This is a genomic window from Plesiomonas sp., assembly GCF_051652165.1.
Taxonomy (GTDB): domain Bacteria; phylum Pseudomonadota; class Gammaproteobacteria; order Enterobacterales; family CAMTGL01; genus Plesiomonas.
In genome coordinates this window covers 1-14,985 of record NZ_JBOFTR010000001.1, presented here as the reverse complement: position 1 = coordinate 14,985, position 14,985 = coordinate 1, and the positions used below count along the sequence as shown (strand labels likewise).

The following is a 14,985-nucleotide window of genomic DNA, read 5'->3' as shown; positions in this document are numbered from 1 at the left end:
TGCTTTTCTCTATTCAAAATTCAAATAACATGGATAAAGTAAGGGTTTTTGAAATGGATAAATTTAGTGCTTTTAATTACTCAAACAATAGAAATAAAGCCATTGCTAATTTAATCAATATTATTGAAGGCATAGTTTGCGATGGAAAAATAATCGCAACAGAAATGATTTTTCTTGATACGTGGTTAATGGAGTCTGATATTCTTTCAGAAAATTACTTTGTCAATTGTATTAGAGCAAAAATCGCTGATATTCTTGCAGATGGTGTTGTTGAAAAAAATGAATTAACTGAATTAAAAGTTCTATTGCATGAAATGCAACGAGGCTTGATGGATGTTCCGAATATTGATTTGTATTCGATTGATTCAGATAAGCACTTGTTAGAGGGGCTTTGCAAAGGGATGGCCTCTGACTATCATTTGAATAATGATGAAATTAAATATTTAAACTGGTTTTTGTCTACCAATGCAGCTTTAAAAAGTAATTATCCTGGCAAGAGTTTATACATGTTGGTGAAGTCTATACTTAGCGATGGAGTCATTACTGATGAAGAAAGATTTCTCTTATTACAAGAAATCACTGCTTTTACTGGCTCTAACATTTCAGAGGGGGTAGTAGATGGGTATTCAACAACATCACCAGTCGACTTTATTGACGAGTTTAATGCGGAAAATAGTAAAGTATGCTTAACAGGTAAGTTTTTATATGGCTCTCGTAAACAATGCGAAAGTGAGCTTATAAAGTGTGGTTGTCAGATTGTTGATAATATTACACAAGATCTAGACTACTTAATTATTGGCGCATTCAGTTCTAGAGATTGGAAGTTTCAGAGCTTTGGCAGAAAGATAGAACAGGCTATTGATTATCGTGACAACAAAGGCATTGATCTAAAAATTATTAGTGAAGAGCATTGGCAAAGCCTAATGAGTTCCAATTACTCTGTAACTCGGTAGGTTTTTATAATGACAGGGAATTAATCATCTATGTCGGTAAGGAAAACAGCTGCGGGTAAATGGATCTGTGAGTGTTACCCAAATGGGCGTGATGGCAAAAGAGTTAGAAAACAATTTGCAACGAAAGGGGAAGCGTTAGCATTTGAAAGCTTCACAATGGAAGAAGCTGACAATAAACCGTGGATGGGTGAAAAAGCAGATCGACGTAAACTGTCTGATCTCATCAAAACGTGGGACTCCCTTTACGGCCAAACGTTAGCAGATCCTAAGCGGATGAATGCTAAATTAAAAATCATCTGTGATGGATTAAACAATCCATTGGCTGTTCAGTTTTCTGCCGCTGACTTTTCGAAGTACAGAGAAAAAAGACTCAATGGGGAGTTAAAGACAGAAGAAGGGGTATTACTTGGGAAAGTTAAACCACGTACAGTCAATCTTGAGCAGTTAAATCTATCGGCAGTGTTTGGAACGTTAAAAAAGCTTGGGCATTGGTCTCCTCCAAATCCACTCAGTGGTTTACCGTTATTCAAAATTCATGAAAGCGAATTAACTTTTTTAGAGAACTTAGAAATAAAACGCCTTCTAGATTCTTGTGCTGAGTCTACTAATCCTCATTTACTTATGGTCGCTAAGATTTGCCTATCAACTGGTGCTCGATGGAGTGAAGCTGAAACATTGGAAGGGCAACAGGTATCTAAATATCGGATCACTTATATAAAAACAAAAGGGAAAAAAAATCGGACTGTCCCAATAACAAGTGAACTATACGATGAAATGCCACACAACAGAGGCAAATTGTTTACTCCATGCCGAAAGGCGTTTGAACGAGCAGTAAAACGCGCAGGTATTGTATTGCCTGAAGGTCAGTGCACTCATGTTTTACGCCATACATTTGCAAGTCACTTCATGATGAACGGCGGAAATATATTAGTATTACGTGACATTTTAGGTCATGCGGACATAAAAATGACAATGGTTTACGCACATTTTGCGCCTGAACATTTAGAGGATGCGACTACAAAAAACCCATTAGCAAACCTCAATTGGCAACGTAAGTAATGGCGGCAAATATGGCGACGCAACATATAAACCTGTATAAACAAACAGTGATGCGATATTAACCAAGGCATTGATTAATAATGATAATTTCAGTGTATCCTGTGTTGTTTAAACTGTGTAGTAATTTCGGACGCGGGTTCAACTCCCGCCAGCTCCACCAAATTCGTATACGAAAACGTTCGATAACGTTATCTGAAAGCCCCGAGGCCATTGGTCTCGGGGCTTTTTGTTTGGTTTATACGAGATATTGAGAGACCAAATCAACAACAGGTTGTAGTTCTGCGCGAGCGGTTGTGAGCAAATAAAATAGGAAACAACAAAATCGTTATTCACTATTGAAGATCCGTGGGATCTTACTCGATCTTGAGTATCTGGGAATGCAAAGTCAGGGAGGATAGTGTGTAAGAGTGCACAATCGGTAAAAACAGATAATTAAATCAGTCATGCAGCGTGAAAAAAGGAAAAAAACTTAATAATGCCTTTGCGAATACGCAGAGTAGCGTGGTGACAAAGGCATTGAAAATGTACTGTTGATAGCTGAAGTTAACCCGCTTGTTGAGCTAACTCTTCTGGCAACTTCTCTTGATTTTTAATGCTGCCCAGTTGCCCTTGACCATCAAAGGTTAACACTAACGTTTGCTGAGTTGGGTTTTCATGCCCTTTTTGCTGGCGGAAAACATAATACCAAGTATCACTGCCAAAAGGATCGGTCAATAATGGTGTACCGAGTAGGTACAGTACTTGATCTTTAGTCATTCCCTGCCGAAGCTGAGAGACATTTTTTTGCTCTAAGTAGTTTCCTTGATCTACATTGATTCGATAAACCACTTTATCTACCGTAGAGCATCCGGCGGTGAGCATCACCAGTAAACATGCCGCAGTGAGTGTTTTACAGCGCATAGTCAGTCTGTGTTCCTGTAAACGAATTATTACTGATAATAATCAACACTCGCGCCAAAGTAAAAACAGATATGTAATCTGTATGTCTAGATCACGCTGCTAATAGCTCACGCGCGTTGGCAAGCGTGTTCTCTGTGATTTGGCTGCCACCAAGCAAACGGGCAAGCTCGTTTACTCGATCGTCTTGATTTAGCAGTGCCATATGGGTTTCTGTCATTTGCCCATCAGTGTATTTACTCACAAAATAGTGGTTATGTCCGCAACCTGCAACTTGTGGTAGATGTGTGACACATAAAACTTGGGTTGATTCCCCTAATTGTCGTAATAATTTGCCAACGACTGTCGCGGTTGGTCCACTGATACCAACATCGACCTCATCAAAAATAAGGCTTGGCGTATCCACTTTTTTTGCAGTGATCACTTGAACTGCCAGTGAAATACGCGATAACTCCCCTCCAGAAGCGACTTTGCCGAGCGGTTGTGCTGGCTGGCCGGGGTTAGTGGTCACTGTAAAATCAATCTGATCAAAACCAAGTGGTGTTAGACGTTGCTCATTGCTGTGGATCTCAATGAAAAAACGGCCATTCTCCATGGATAATTCAGCCATGCTTTGGGTAATTAAACGTGCTAGATCATTGGCATACCGTTGGCGACTTTGGCTGAGTTTCTCTGCCGATTCGAGCATAAGTGCCCAATATTGGCGTTCACGCTGTTCAACATGATCACCATCAACCTCTTGTTCTAATAATAGGGCGAGTTCATTGTGGTATTCAAGGTGTAATGTTGGCAGTTCTGCAGGGGGAATATGGTGCTTACGGGCCAGTTGCATGGCTTTAGCGATACGTTGTTCTAGATAAAGTAGGCGCTCTGGCTCTAGGTCGAGGCGATCAAGGTATTGGCGCAACTCTCCACACACTTCTTGAATCTGAATTGTAGCCTCATCAAGCATGTATGTTAGTGGTGCAATGTTTCTATCAAGCTCTGCGCACTCACTGACGCGTAGTTGAGCGCGGCGAAGTAGACTTAAGACATTGCCTTCATCGGCTTCATCAAGCACTTGTAAGGACTCTTGAGTGCGTTGAATCAACTCTCCGCTATTTGATAATCGTTTATACTCTTCATCAATTTGGGCAAATTCACCTTCTACTAGGCTAAAATCATCAAGTTCTTTGACGTGATATTGCAGCAGTTGTAAACGAGCCTCACGTTCGAGTTTGTTTTTTTCAAACGCCTTAAGGGCATTTTTTTGCTCGCGCCATAATTGGTAAGCATTACGCATATCATCTAACAGGCTGTGGTGGCCTGCGTAAGCATCGAGTAGGGCAAGTTGATATTCTGATTTAAGCAACCGTTGGTGGGCATGCTGGCCGTGGATATGGATAAGTTGCTGACCGAGCTCACGCAGTTGTGAGGCCGGTACAGGCGTGCCATTAATAAAGGCTTTTGAACGCCCATCAGCACTGATCACGCGCCGTAAAATACACTCATCGCTTTCATCAAGCTGGTTGTCTTCTAGCCAACGGCGAGCACTTGGGTTGCCTTGCAACAAAAAAGTTGCAGAGACTTCGGCACGTTTAGCATCAGTACGCACCATTGCAGCTTCTGCGCGATCACCTAAACACAGGCCAAGAGCATCAATTGCAATTGATTTACCGGCACCGGTTTCACCGGTAACGGTGGTCATGCCATGATGAAAGTCGATTGCGAGTTCACGAACAATGGCAAAATTGGTGATTGTTAAGTGTGCCAGCATCAGTAAGCCTCTGTGTAAATATCCATGACTGTATATGTGAACAGTATATACTGCTTTTACATACAGTAAAGGTACAGAGACAGTACTGCGTTATTTCGATTTAAAATAATTTTTTTGACCAGCCAAGTTTGTTACTTAAGATATTAAAATAATTATAATCTTGTGGATGAATCAGTCGCAATTTATGTGGGCTTTTACTGATTACGACTTCGTCACCGTGTTGGATAGGCAATGCAATCTGACTGTCACAACTTACTTCAAGTGGGCTATGTGTGTTTTGTGAGAAGCGTAAGCGAATATGGCTGTTGCTGTCGATGACCAGTGGCCGTGCCGAAAGAGTGTGAGGAAACATTGGTACGAGTGTAATAGCATCAAGATTGGGGGTTAAAATAGGGCCTCCGGCTGACAGTGAGTATGCCGTTGATCCCGTAGGGGTTGAGATAATAAGACCGTCAGAACGCTGGGCAAATGCAAAGCGGTTATCAATATAGACTTCAAACTCTATCATGTGTGCGACTTTGCCAGGATGGATCACTGCTTCATTGATGGCACTACTGGCATGCTTAGCGCGATCGCCGTGAAAAACTTGCGCCTCAAGTAAGAAACGATCTTCTATGATATAACGGCCTGCCAGTACATCACCGAGTTGTGTTTTTACGGTGTCAGGATCAAGATCAGTTAAAAACCCTAAATTGCCACGGTTAACACCGATCATCGCAATATCAAAGCGGGCCAGAATGCGTGCAGCACCGAGCATATTGCCATCTCCGCCAATGACAATGGCTAAATCTGCTTGCTGTCCGATATCTGCAAGACTTGCGCCGGTGATATTCGGAAGCTGTAGTGCTTGTACGATTTGATGCTCAAGTAAGACGTTATAGCCTTGGGCAGTAAGCCAGTGATACAAGGTTGCATGTGTACTAAGCCCTGTCTGATGACGTGGCCGACCAACGAGACCGATACAATTAAATCCTTGATTCATGGCGTTGCCTTTATCATGCTGTAATGATGCGATGTGATGGATAGAACGGATTTTACTCTTGAATCACCCGCTTTAGCCCCCATAATAAGCTAACTAGCGACCTGAATGCTAAATCGCGGAGATATTATGAACCAGCAAGATAATCACACCCAAACTGAAAACACCGAAAATCCACAGGTTGATCTGCCTGAGCAAGAGGTAGAGCAGGTGGTAGATGCACGTGATGCGCGGATTGCCGAGCTAGAATCGGCATTAGAGGTGGCAAAAACAAACGAGCGTGATGCAATGCTGCGTGCCCGTGCCGAAGTGGATAACATTCGTCGCCGTACTGAGCAGGATGTAGAAAAAGCGCATAAATTTGCATTAGAGAAGTTTGCTAATGAGTTACTGCCAGTAATTGATAGCCTTGAGCGTGCTGTTGAGCTGGCTGATAAGCAAAACCCAGAGCTGACAGCGATGATGGAGGGTGTTGAATTGACACTAAAATCATTGTACAGCGCAATGAATAAGTTTGGTGTTGAAGCTGTAGGTGAAATTGGAACTGCATTTAACCCTGATGTACATCAAGCAATGGGAATGGTCGAGTCTGCAGATTATCCGGCTAATCATCTGGTGATGGTGATGCAAAAAGGTTACACCTTAAATGGCCGCTTAATTCGTCCAGCCATGGTGATGATATCGCGTGGTAATGCGGTAGATACACAGGCATAAAATCGGGTCATCCGACGGTTATATGAGTGATAACGCCTGATAGCTATTATTGGGCGTTTATTTTACTCATTAGGTTTGCTCTGCTTATTTTCCCCGCCTCTCTTTCTTGTCACGTCGGTATATTTTTTTACTGTCTTTTTCTCTTTAATCCACGTAATAGGTCGATGAGATATCGTTTTATCGTATCAGTAATAATACCTGCACCGATTTTTTCCTATTGATTAATAAGAGATTTTTAATTTTGTCGTAAAATACAGACAAACTCAGGTAAGAGTGTCGTCAAAAGATGACTTTTAATCTATTGATTTAAAACAAAAAAATAAATATCGCGAAATAGTGTCGCTATATGGAGACGGTTTTGATGGGGTCATCGAAGGGTCTTGCTGAAAAAGAAGGGATTAAATGAGATAAAAAAGAAATTTAAAATAAAAAACAATTATAAAACAATTACTTATTTATTTTTTGATTATGTTGGCACAGCAAGTGCAATAGGTATTGTGTAAACGCTCATCCGCCTTCTTATGACAGCTTCAGCTTCATAAACTTTAGGATGATGCAGTTACAAGAGTAATGGTGTCTAACGTCCACTTTTTGATGAGAGTATTAACTTCATCTAGCATCGGACGAAACGTTGAGTGAGACACCACCCAACGTACCACTGCGATAAACAAAGATTTATCATCAGGTACGTAATGCGAAGCCGGATACCAGTCGCCTAATGACGATGAACATCAGTTTTCATCACCCTGTAGGCGTAGAAATGATGGTCTGGTATCCCAAGTGCCGAGGATCTCGGTCAGGGAATACCCGGGGGAAACCCCGGTAGTCCTGTGTTTATTGTGTTATTTTATCTTTACGATATACCGTATTTTGCACCATAACCCCCCTCTTTTTGTCACTCTTGCCAAGAATCTAGCTTTGTTTCTTTCTTATCCTCTGGCTCTCAGGTAGCATTTGGTTATCTTAATATAGTGTTTTTTTGATACTGATTGCCCTGAATTTATGCGATTTTCCCCGCGTTCGTTACGACAACTGGTTTTGCTGGCTTTTTTGTTAGTACTGCTGCCATTGCTGCTGCTTGCATATCAAGCATACCGAGGCTTAGATCATTTGAGTACGCAAGCTGAATGGTTGAATCGGTCAACCTTGGTTGATGCACGCCGTTCTGAAGTGATGAGTAATATTGCATTAGAGATGGAACGGAGTTATCGCCAGTACTGTGTTTTAGGGAATAAAACATTCGCGAAATTATACCAAAATCAGCGTGATCAGTATTTGCGTCAACTGACGTTGCATGCACGTGCTCTGCCAGAAAAAGATAATTACGCATCATTACGTGCTAATTTGAGTCAACTTGCCACACCTCTGTGCAACAATGAGGGGCTGATGCCAAATGCGTTGGTGTTGTTAGAGCAATTTGCGCACAACAACAGCGTCATGCTAGAGGCTACTCGCAGTGTGATTTATTCACGTGGAGAGAAACTACAGCACGCCATTGCCGAGCGCGGACGCTATTTTGGCTGGCAAGCGTTGAGTGTCTTTGTCGTCAGCTTGGTATTAGTACTGTTGTTTACGGGCATGATTATTGGGCCTGTTAAGGCTATTCAGCAGATGATTAATCGTTTAGGTGAGGGCCAAAAGCTCTCGGATATCTCGACACTGCGTGGCCCACGTGAGCTAAAATCCATTGCACAGCAAATTGTGTGGCTCAGTGAGCGATTAGCATGGCTAGAGTCACAGCGGCATGAGTTTTTGCGGCATATCTCGCATGAGTTAAAAACGCCGTTGGCCAGTATGCGTGAGGGTACTGATCTATTAGCGGATGAAATTGCTGGCCCATTGAGCCCCTCTCAGCGTGAAATTGTCGGCATTCTGGATACCAGTAGCCGCCACTTACAACGTTTGATTGAGCAGTTACTTGATTATAATCGTCAAATTGCAACAACACCGGTGCAGAGTCGTCATGTTTTATTGCCGGTATTATTTGATACTGTTATTCAAGCAAATAGCCTGCCAGCTAAAGCAAAAAATATGCATACCTACTGTGATTGGCAAGCAGAGGGTTGTGTAGCAGAGCCTATACTGCTTGCACGAGTGTTGGATAACCTTTACTCCAATGCGGTATTTTATGGTGGGGAGTCCGGTACTATTTGGGTAAAAAGCCGTCAAAAAGATCATCGTATTCAAATTGATATTGCCAATACAGGCACTTCGATACCTAAAGCAGAACGAGAAATGATTTTCGAACCGTTCTATCAAGGAAGCCGGCAGCGTAAAGGGGCGGTAAAGGGAAGCGGTTTAGGATTAAGCATTGCCCGTGATTGCATTCGACGAATGCAGGGTGAGTTGGATTTGGTGCACGTTGATTACGCACCAGTATGTTTTCGTATTGAATTACCATTAAGCCCTGATCATGTCTGACACAATAAAAAAATGGATGTTACGTTTTGTCTTTGTTTCTGCGCTACCACTGTTGAGTGCATGTGCAGGGAGACCGACAGAGGCACTTGTTCGCGTGATGCAACCTATCACCTCATCAACAGAGATTGATGATTTTTATCGTCAATCTTGTCAGACTATTTGGTTGACCAAAAACAGTGTGCCAACTCAGCAAGCGGCTTATTGGCTGCGAGTGGCGGAGTGTGCAGATCAAATTCCACCAAAATCGCGCCGGGAATTTGCAGCACATTTTTCCCATGCTACGTGGCATTCAACACTAAAACAGACATTATTAGTATTGCACGCTTCGCCAACATTAATCGAACGTCGTCAATCACTCGATACCTTAAGCCAATTGCGTGAGCAAGTTCCGTACTCCGTATTACCGTTGGTGCGTATTTGGCGTGAACAACAAGCCATGCTGATAAACTCTGCTGATGAGCGAATACGTTTTCGGCGTGAGCAAAAGCAGTATGAAAATAGCCAGCAACAATCTGCGCGTCAGTTGCGTGAGCTCAATCAGAAATTGCAGGATACAGAGCAAAAACTCTCTCGATTAATGGATATTGAGCGTCAACTCTCTACACGAAAACAGTTACCTGTGAAGCCCGTACTCTCAGAGATAAATAGCTCACTTAAACAACCTATCTCTGTTGAGGATAATGGGTCAGAGAAGAGTGCTATTGAAGATAAGATCATCGAAGATAAACCGGTTGAAAAAATACCGGCTGATGTAAAGGAGTTATTGCCCAATGACACAGAGAAAGCCGGCCAACCTGCTGCTGGTGGATGACGATCCCAGCTTACTGCGTCTACTTGGGATGCGTTTGAGCAGTGAAGGCTTTCAAGTTAGCACCGCGATTAATGGGCAAGAAGCCTTGCGTGTACTTGAACGCGATAAAATTGAACTGGTGATCAGTGATTTGCGAATGGATGAGATGGACGGCATGGCGCTGTTCGGTGAAATCCAAAAACGCATTCCCGGTATGCCGGTGATCTTGCTTACCGCACATGGCTCTATCCCTGATGCCGTGGCCGCAACCCGCCAAGGGGTATTTAGCTTTCTGACCAAGCCTGTTGATAAAGAAGCCCTGTATAAAGCCATTGATGAGGCGCTTGCCCTGCATGCGCCAGCCAGTAGCGATGAACGCTGGCGTGAAAATGTCATCACCCGTAATGCCGGCATGCTGCGCCTGCTGGAACAGGCAAAAATGGTGGCACAATCGGATGTCAGTATTTTAATCAATGGTGCAAGTGGTACCGGTAAAGAGGTTCTCGCCCAAGCTATCCATAAAGCCAGCCCGCGCGCACTGCAACCGTTTATTGCCATCAACTGTGGCGCACTGCCAGAACAACTGCTGGAGTCTGAACTGTTCGGCCATGCTAAAGGCGCGTTTACTGGCGCAGTCAGTCAGCGTGAAGGGCTGTTTCAGGCAGCAGAAGGCGGCACACTGTTTTTAGATGAAATCGGCGATATGCCACTCTCATTGCAAGTCAAATTACTGCGGGTGCTGCAAGAGCGTCGGATCAGACCGCTCGGCAGTAACCGCGATATTGAAATTAATGTACGTATCCTCTCGGCGACACACCGTGATTTGCAAAAAGAGATGGAAAAGGGCGAGTTTCGTGAAGATCTCTACTATCGCCTGAATGTAGTTAACCTCAAATTACCCGCACTCAATGAACGGGCTGATGATATTCCGCAGTTGGCCGCTCATATTTTGCGTCATGCGGCCGAGCGTAATAAACCGTTTGTTCGCGCGTTTTCCAAAGAGGCCATGAAACTGCTGATGGCTGCCGGTTGGCCAGGAAATGTGCGTCAACTGGTCAACGTTATTGAGCAGTGTGTTGCGCTGACCACCGCGCCGGTGATAAATGAAGCGTTAGTGGAGCAAGCACTTGAGGGGGAAAATACCGCCTTACCAACGTTTGCTGATGCCCGCAGCCATTTTGAACTGCATTACTTGCGTAAATTGTTGCATATCGCTAAAGGTAACGTTACACAAGCCGCACGCATGGCCGGACGAAACCGTACCGAGTTTTATAAACTGTTGGGCCGACATGAACTCGACCCTAATGACTTTAAAGACAATTAAGTCATTTTTATAACCTGATCTGTCGCCCTGTTAAGTGCATTACGCACCCTATCTTTAACGGGGAAGACAACCTAAACGCATACCACACGGGGCAATCCCCGAAGTATGCCTGACCTTTGTTTTTGATTAGCTGGATATGCCATGAATTTAGGGCCTGTCACCAAACAACTGAATATCGCCATCGCACAACTGAATATGCTGGTGGGGGATATTGAAGGCAACGCAGACAAAATCATCCACACTGCCACTGAACATGCCAATACCGGCGCGGATATGGTGGTTTTTCCTGAGCTTGCGCTAACCGGTTATCCACCGGAAGACCTGCTGTTACGGCCTGATCTGATGCTACGAGTACAAACTGAACTCCAGCGTATTCAACAAGCATGTGCCCAAACCACCGTACTGGTAGGCCACCCATGGCGTGATGCCGATGCCCTGTATAACGCGCTATCGGTCTACTCCAACGGCCAACTGCTGACCCGCTATTACAAACAGCAACTGCCAAACTATGGTGTGTTTGATGAACAACGCTACTTCCGTGCCGGTCATCAGCCCGCCATTATTGATTTTTCCGGTTACCGTATCGGGTTGTTGATTTGTGAAGACCTCTGGTTTGATCAGCCGATTAATACGCTGCACGCTGCAGGCGCAGAGCTGATTATCTCTATTAATGCCTCACCGTACGATCAAGAAAAACCACAGACTCGCCAGCGTTTACTCGAAGGCCACTGCCGCCGTACCAGATTACCTCTGATTTATGTTAATCAGGTGGGTGGGCAAGATGAATTGGTGTTTGATGGCTGCTCAAAAGTCTTTAACCAGCAGGGGGAAGTGACCCACCATCTGGCTGCGTTTGCAGAAGACTGCGCACACATTATCATTACTGATAATCACATTCAGCCGATGCCTACTCTGCCACAACCAAGCAGCCTATTGGCTCAGACCTATCAGGCACTGGTGCTGGCTGTGCGAGATTATGTCACTAAAAATGCCTTTCACGGCGCAGTACTGGGGTTGTCCGGCGGAATTGACTCTGCGCTGACCTTGGCAATTGCCGCTGATGCATTGGGCGCTGAAAATGTCCAAGCCGTGATGATGCCGTTTCGGTATACAGCCGATATCAGCGTAGCCGATGCCAAAGAAGAGGCTGAAATTCTCGGTGTTGAGTTTGATATCATCTCGATCGAACCGATGTTTGATGCCTTTATGAACCAACTGGCCCCGTTATTTGCTGGAACAGCCCGTGATACCACCGAAGAGAACCTGCAAGCTCGCTGTCGTGGTGTCATGCTGATGGCTATCTCCAATAAGCGCCGCCGTTTGGTACTGACGACCGGTAACAAAAGTGAAATGGCCGTAGGGTATGCCACCTTATATGGCGATATGGCAGGTGGATTTGATGTCCTCAAAGACGTGCCGAAAACACTGGTCTTTGCACTGTCAGCCTATCGCAATACCCTATCATATGTGATCCCGCAACGCGTGATTGATCGCCCACCATCTGCTGAGTTAGCACCCGATCAGGTTGATCAAGACAGCTTGCCGCCTTATGACGTGCTCGATGTCATCTTGCAAGCCTATGTAGAACACGATAAATCCGTTGCAGAGTTAATCGCAATGGGGTTTGATGAAACCATTGTGCGAAAAGTATTGCGCTTGGTTGATATCAACGAATACAAACGTCGGCAATCGGCAGTCGGTCCGCGCATAACCACACGGAACTTTGGCAAAGATCGACGTTATCCAATAACGTCAGGTTTTGGACGCAAAAACGGGTAAGGAATCACCATGAAAAAAATAGATGCAATCATCAAACCGTTTAAACTCGATGATGTTCGTGAAGCACTGGCTGATGTCGGTATCACTGGAATGACCGTCACCGAAGTCAAAGGCTTTGGCCGTCAGAAAGGGCACACCGAACTGTATCGGGGGGCTGAGTACATGGTCGATTTCCTGCCGAAAGTCAAAATTGAAATGGTGGTGGCTGACGATATTGTTGATACCTGTGTGGATACCATCATGAAAACTGCCCAAACCGGTAAAATTGGTGATGGAAAAATCTTTGTCTATGATGTTGCGCGTGTTATCCGCATTCGTACGGGTGAACAAGACGAAGAAGCCATCTAAAAAACAGCACCTAATCTCTTTTGTAAACGGCGTAGTCAGACGCCGTTTTCTTCTCTACCCCAGCACCATCATCAAAAATTTTAGCACAACAAAAATGTAGCAAACGATTGCCTTTAAATTACTAACAGGGCTATCGATTACCGTTTAAAAACATTAAACTGAGCACAGATTAACGGGTATGCCGTCATTTTCAGCCTATCCCTCGACTTAGCTCAAGTTATCAGGAGATGCAGATGTTAAAACGAGACATGAACATTGCCGACTACGATGCTGACTTATGGCACGCTATGCAGCAGGAAGTTGTACGTCAGGAAGAGCACATTGAGCTGATTGCGTCAGAGAACTACACCAGCCCGCGCGTCATGCAGGCACAAGGCTCTCAATTGACCAATAAATATGCTGAAGGCTACCCGGGTAAACGTTATTACGGCGGCTGCGAATACGTAGATATCGTTGAACAATTGGCAATTGACCGTGCTAAGGCACTGTTTGGGGCTGATTATGCTAACGTACAGCCTCATTCAGGCTCACAAGCTAACTCAGCCGTTTATATGGCACTGCTTAATCCGGGCGATACCGTACTTGGCATGAGCTTGGCACATGGTGGGCACTTAACGCACGGTTCGCCCGTGAACTTCTCAGGTAAACTGTATAACATCGTCCCGTATGGCATTGATGAAAATGGTCGTATTGATTACGATGATGTTGCCCGTCAAGCGCAAGAGCATAAACCAAAAATGATTATTGGTGGATTCTCTGCCTATTCGCGGCTGGTTGATTGGGCGCGTTTACGTGAGATTGCCGACAGCATTGGCGCATACCTGTTTGTCGACATGGCGCATGTTGCCGGTCTGATTGCCGCAGGTGCTTATCCAAACCCAGTGCCTCACGCACATGTTGTTACTACCACTACCCATAAAACACTGGCTGGCCCGCGTGGTGGGCTGATCCTCTCTGCTGCTGCAGACGAAGAGCTATATAAAAAGCTTAACTCTGCTGTATTCCCAGGTGGTCAGGGCGGCCCACTGATGCATGTGATTGCCGCAAAAGCCGTCGCCTTTAAAGAAGCGATGGAGCCTGAGTTTAAAACATTGCAATTTCAAATCGTACGCAATGCACAAGCCATGGTGAGTGTATTCCAGCAACGTGGCTATAGCGTGGTATCAAACGGCACTGAAAATCACCTTTTCTTGCTGGATCTGATCAACAAAGACATTACCGGTAAAGAGGCAGATGCTGCACTGGGCCGAGCCAACATTACCGTTAACAAAAATAGCGTACCTAATGATCCACGCAGCCCGTTTGTGACCTCCGGTATTCGCATCGGCTCACCGGCTATCTCACGTCGGGGCTTCAAAGAAGAAGAAGCCGCACAACTGGCTGGTTGGATGTGCGATGTGCTTGATGACATCCACAACGAAGCGACCATTGAGCGCATTAAAGGTCAGGTGCTCGATATCTGCGCTCGCTTCCCAGTATATGCATAACTAACCATTATCGGCAGATATCGCCTATTACTATTATAGAAAGCGAAAAAAACTCTCTATCTATATAAAAGCGTTATCTATATAGAAGCACTCGCACAATCAAAGTGCTTCTTTGATGATGAAAATCGCGGATAGATGATGTCAGCAAAGGTAACGTAACGAAAAGCCACCCTATAAACGTAATATAGAGGTGGTTTTTTTTATTAGTAAAAACAGAGTTATCCACAGAGATCTTTGTGAATCCTGTGGGTTAATTGTTGGTATCAAGTGCTTAACTTAAGCATTGATTATTTATCATTATTTTTGCATTTTTTTGTCGAAAACTCCTTGCGCCAAAACCAAAACCCCCTATAATGCGACCCCACTGACACGGCAACCGTGATGCAAATCACTGAATGCTAACAGTAAAGAATAAAACGCTTTTAAGGGATGTGAAAAACAAACCTTGACAGCTAAAGGGAAATGCGGAATAATGCGC

Annotated in this window: 12 protein-coding genes; 9 read left to right on the top strand and 3 right to left on the bottom strand. The window is 44.4% G+C overall.

The genetic code is table 11. The features are described 5' to 3' along the window. Positions 1 to 53 precede the first annotated feature (53 nt). Both ACRC53_RS00060 and ACRC53_RS00055 read left to right on the top strand, forming a co-directional pair. On the top strand, positions 54 to 953 hold the full coding sequence (locus ACRC53_RS00060; RefSeq protein WP_438641560.1) for a BRCT domain-containing protein: 900 nt from the start codon (positions 54 to 56) through the stop codon (positions 951 to 953). Positions 954 to 983: 30 nt separating this feature from the next. Continuing rightward, positions 984 to 2,012 carry a site-specific integrase gene (locus ACRC53_RS00055; RefSeq protein WP_438641559.1) on the top strand — a complete coding sequence of 343 codons (1,029 nt, stop codon included), beginning with the start codon at positions 984 to 986 and terminating at the stop codon, positions 2,010 to 2,012. Between the two features lie 543 nt (positions 2,013 to 2,555). Here ACRC53_RS00055 and bamE read toward each other — a convergent pair. From bamE to nadK, 3 genes are all read right to left on the bottom strand, one after another. After that, positions 2,556 to 2,912 carry an outer membrane protein assembly factor BamE gene (gene bamE, locus ACRC53_RS00050; protein WP_438641558.1) on the bottom strand — a complete coding sequence of 119 codons (357 nt, stop codon included), beginning with the start codon at positions 2,910 to 2,912 and terminating at the stop codon, positions 2,556 to 2,558. A gap of 91 nt (positions 2,913 to 3,003) precedes the next feature. Next, a complete protein-coding gene (gene recN, locus ACRC53_RS00045) occupies positions 3,004 to 4,665 on the bottom strand; it encodes a DNA repair protein RecN (protein WP_438641557.1) in 1,662 nt (553 codons plus the stop codon). A 100-nt stretch (positions 4,666 to 4,765) separates the two neighbouring features. Beyond that, on the bottom strand, positions 4,766 to 5,647 hold the full coding sequence (gene nadK, locus ACRC53_RS00040) for an NAD(+) kinase (RefSeq protein WP_438641556.1): 882 nt from the start codon (positions 5,645 to 5,647) through the stop codon (positions 4,766 to 4,768). A gap of 126 nt (positions 5,648 to 5,773) precedes the next feature. Here nadK and grpE point away from each other — a divergent pair, with 126 nt between their 5' ends. The 7 genes from grpE to glyA all read left to right on the top strand — a co-directional run bounded on the left by grpE (position 5,774) and on the right by glyA (position 14,507). Beyond that, complete coding sequence (grpE, locus tag ACRC53_RS00035) at positions 5,774 to 6,358, top strand: nucleotide exchange factor GrpE (protein ID WP_438641555.1); 585 nt, start codon at positions 5,774 to 5,776, stop codon at positions 6,356 to 6,358. 1,002 nt (positions 6,359 to 7,360) lie between these two features. Then, positions 7,361 to 8,779, top strand: coding sequence for a sensor histidine kinase (locus tag ACRC53_RS00030; protein WP_438641554.1), 1,419 nt, complete (start codon positions 7,361 to 7,363; stop codon positions 8,777 to 8,779). After that, on the top strand, positions 8,772 to 9,590 hold the full coding sequence (locus tag ACRC53_RS00025) for a hypothetical protein (protein WP_438641553.1): 819 nt from the start codon (positions 8,772 to 8,774) through the stop codon (positions 9,588 to 9,590). The genes ACRC53_RS00030 and ACRC53_RS00025 overlap by 8 nt, the downstream gene beginning before the upstream one ends. After that, positions 9,550 to 10,893: a two-component system response regulator GlrR gene (gene glrR / locus ACRC53_RS00020; protein ID WP_438641552.1), complete on the top strand. Its 1,344-nt coding sequence runs from the start codon at positions 9,550 to 9,552 to the stop codon at positions 10,891 to 10,893. Before ACRC53_RS00025 ends, glrR begins: the two co-directional genes overlap by 41 nt. 141 nt (positions 10,894 to 11,034) lie before the next feature. Further along, positions 11,035 to 12,672, top strand: a complete 1,638-nt coding sequence (locus tag ACRC53_RS00015; protein ID WP_438641551.1) for an NAD+ synthase — start codon at positions 11,035 to 11,037, stop codon at positions 12,670 to 12,672. 9 nt (positions 12,673 to 12,681) lie between these two features. Beyond that, a complete protein-coding gene (gene glnB / locus ACRC53_RS00010; RefSeq protein ID WP_438623911.1) occupies positions 12,682 to 13,020 on the top strand; it encodes a nitrogen regulatory protein P-II in 339 nt (112 codons plus the stop codon). Between the two features lie 233 nt (positions 13,021 to 13,253). Beyond that, positions 13,254 to 14,507 carry a serine hydroxymethyltransferase gene (glyA, locus tag ACRC53_RS00005; protein ID WP_438641550.1) on the top strand — a complete coding sequence of 418 codons (1,254 nt, stop codon included), beginning with the start codon at positions 13,254 to 13,256 and terminating at the stop codon, positions 14,505 to 14,507. Positions 14,508 to 14,985: the final 478 nt, after the last annotated feature.

Coding starts and splice junctions, on each gene's coding strand:
- ACRC53_RS00060 (WP_438641560.1), top strand. CDS start 54: ATGGATAAATTTAGTGCTTTTAATTACTCAAACAATAGAAATAAAGCC.
- ACRC53_RS00055 (WP_438641559.1), top strand. CDS start 984: ATGTCGGTAAGGAAAACAGCTGCGGGTAAATGGATCTGTGAGTGTTAC.
- bamE (WP_438641558.1), bottom strand. CDS start 2,912: ATGCGCTGTAAAACACTCACTGCGGCATGTTTACTGGTGATGCTCACC.
- recN (WP_438641557.1), bottom strand. CDS start 4,665: ATGCTGGCACACTTAACAATCACCAATTTTGCCATTGTTCGTGAACTC.
- nadK (WP_438641556.1), bottom strand. CDS start 5,647: ATGAATCAAGGATTTAATTGTATCGGTCTCGTTGGTCGGCCACGTCAT.
- grpE (WP_438641555.1), top strand. CDS start 5,774: ATGAACCAGCAAGATAATCACACCCAAACTGAAAACACCGAAAATCCA.
- ACRC53_RS00030 (WP_438641554.1), top strand. CDS start 7,361: ATGCGATTTTCCCCGCGTTCGTTACGACAACTGGTTTTGCTGGCTTTT.
- ACRC53_RS00025 (WP_438641553.1), top strand. CDS start 8,772: ATGTCTGACACAATAAAAAAATGGATGTTACGTTTTGTCTTTGTTTCT.
- glrR (WP_438641552.1), top strand. CDS start 9,550: ATGACACAGAGAAAGCCGGCCAACCTGCTGCTGGTGGATGACGATCCC.
- ACRC53_RS00015 (WP_438641551.1), top strand. CDS start 11,035: ATGAATTTAGGGCCTGTCACCAAACAACTGAATATCGCCATCGCACAA.
- glnB (WP_438623911.1), top strand. CDS start 12,682: ATGAAAAAAATAGATGCAATCATCAAACCGTTTAAACTCGATGATGTT.
- glyA (WP_438641550.1), top strand. CDS start 13,254: ATGTTAAAACGAGACATGAACATTGCCGACTACGATGCTGACTTATGG.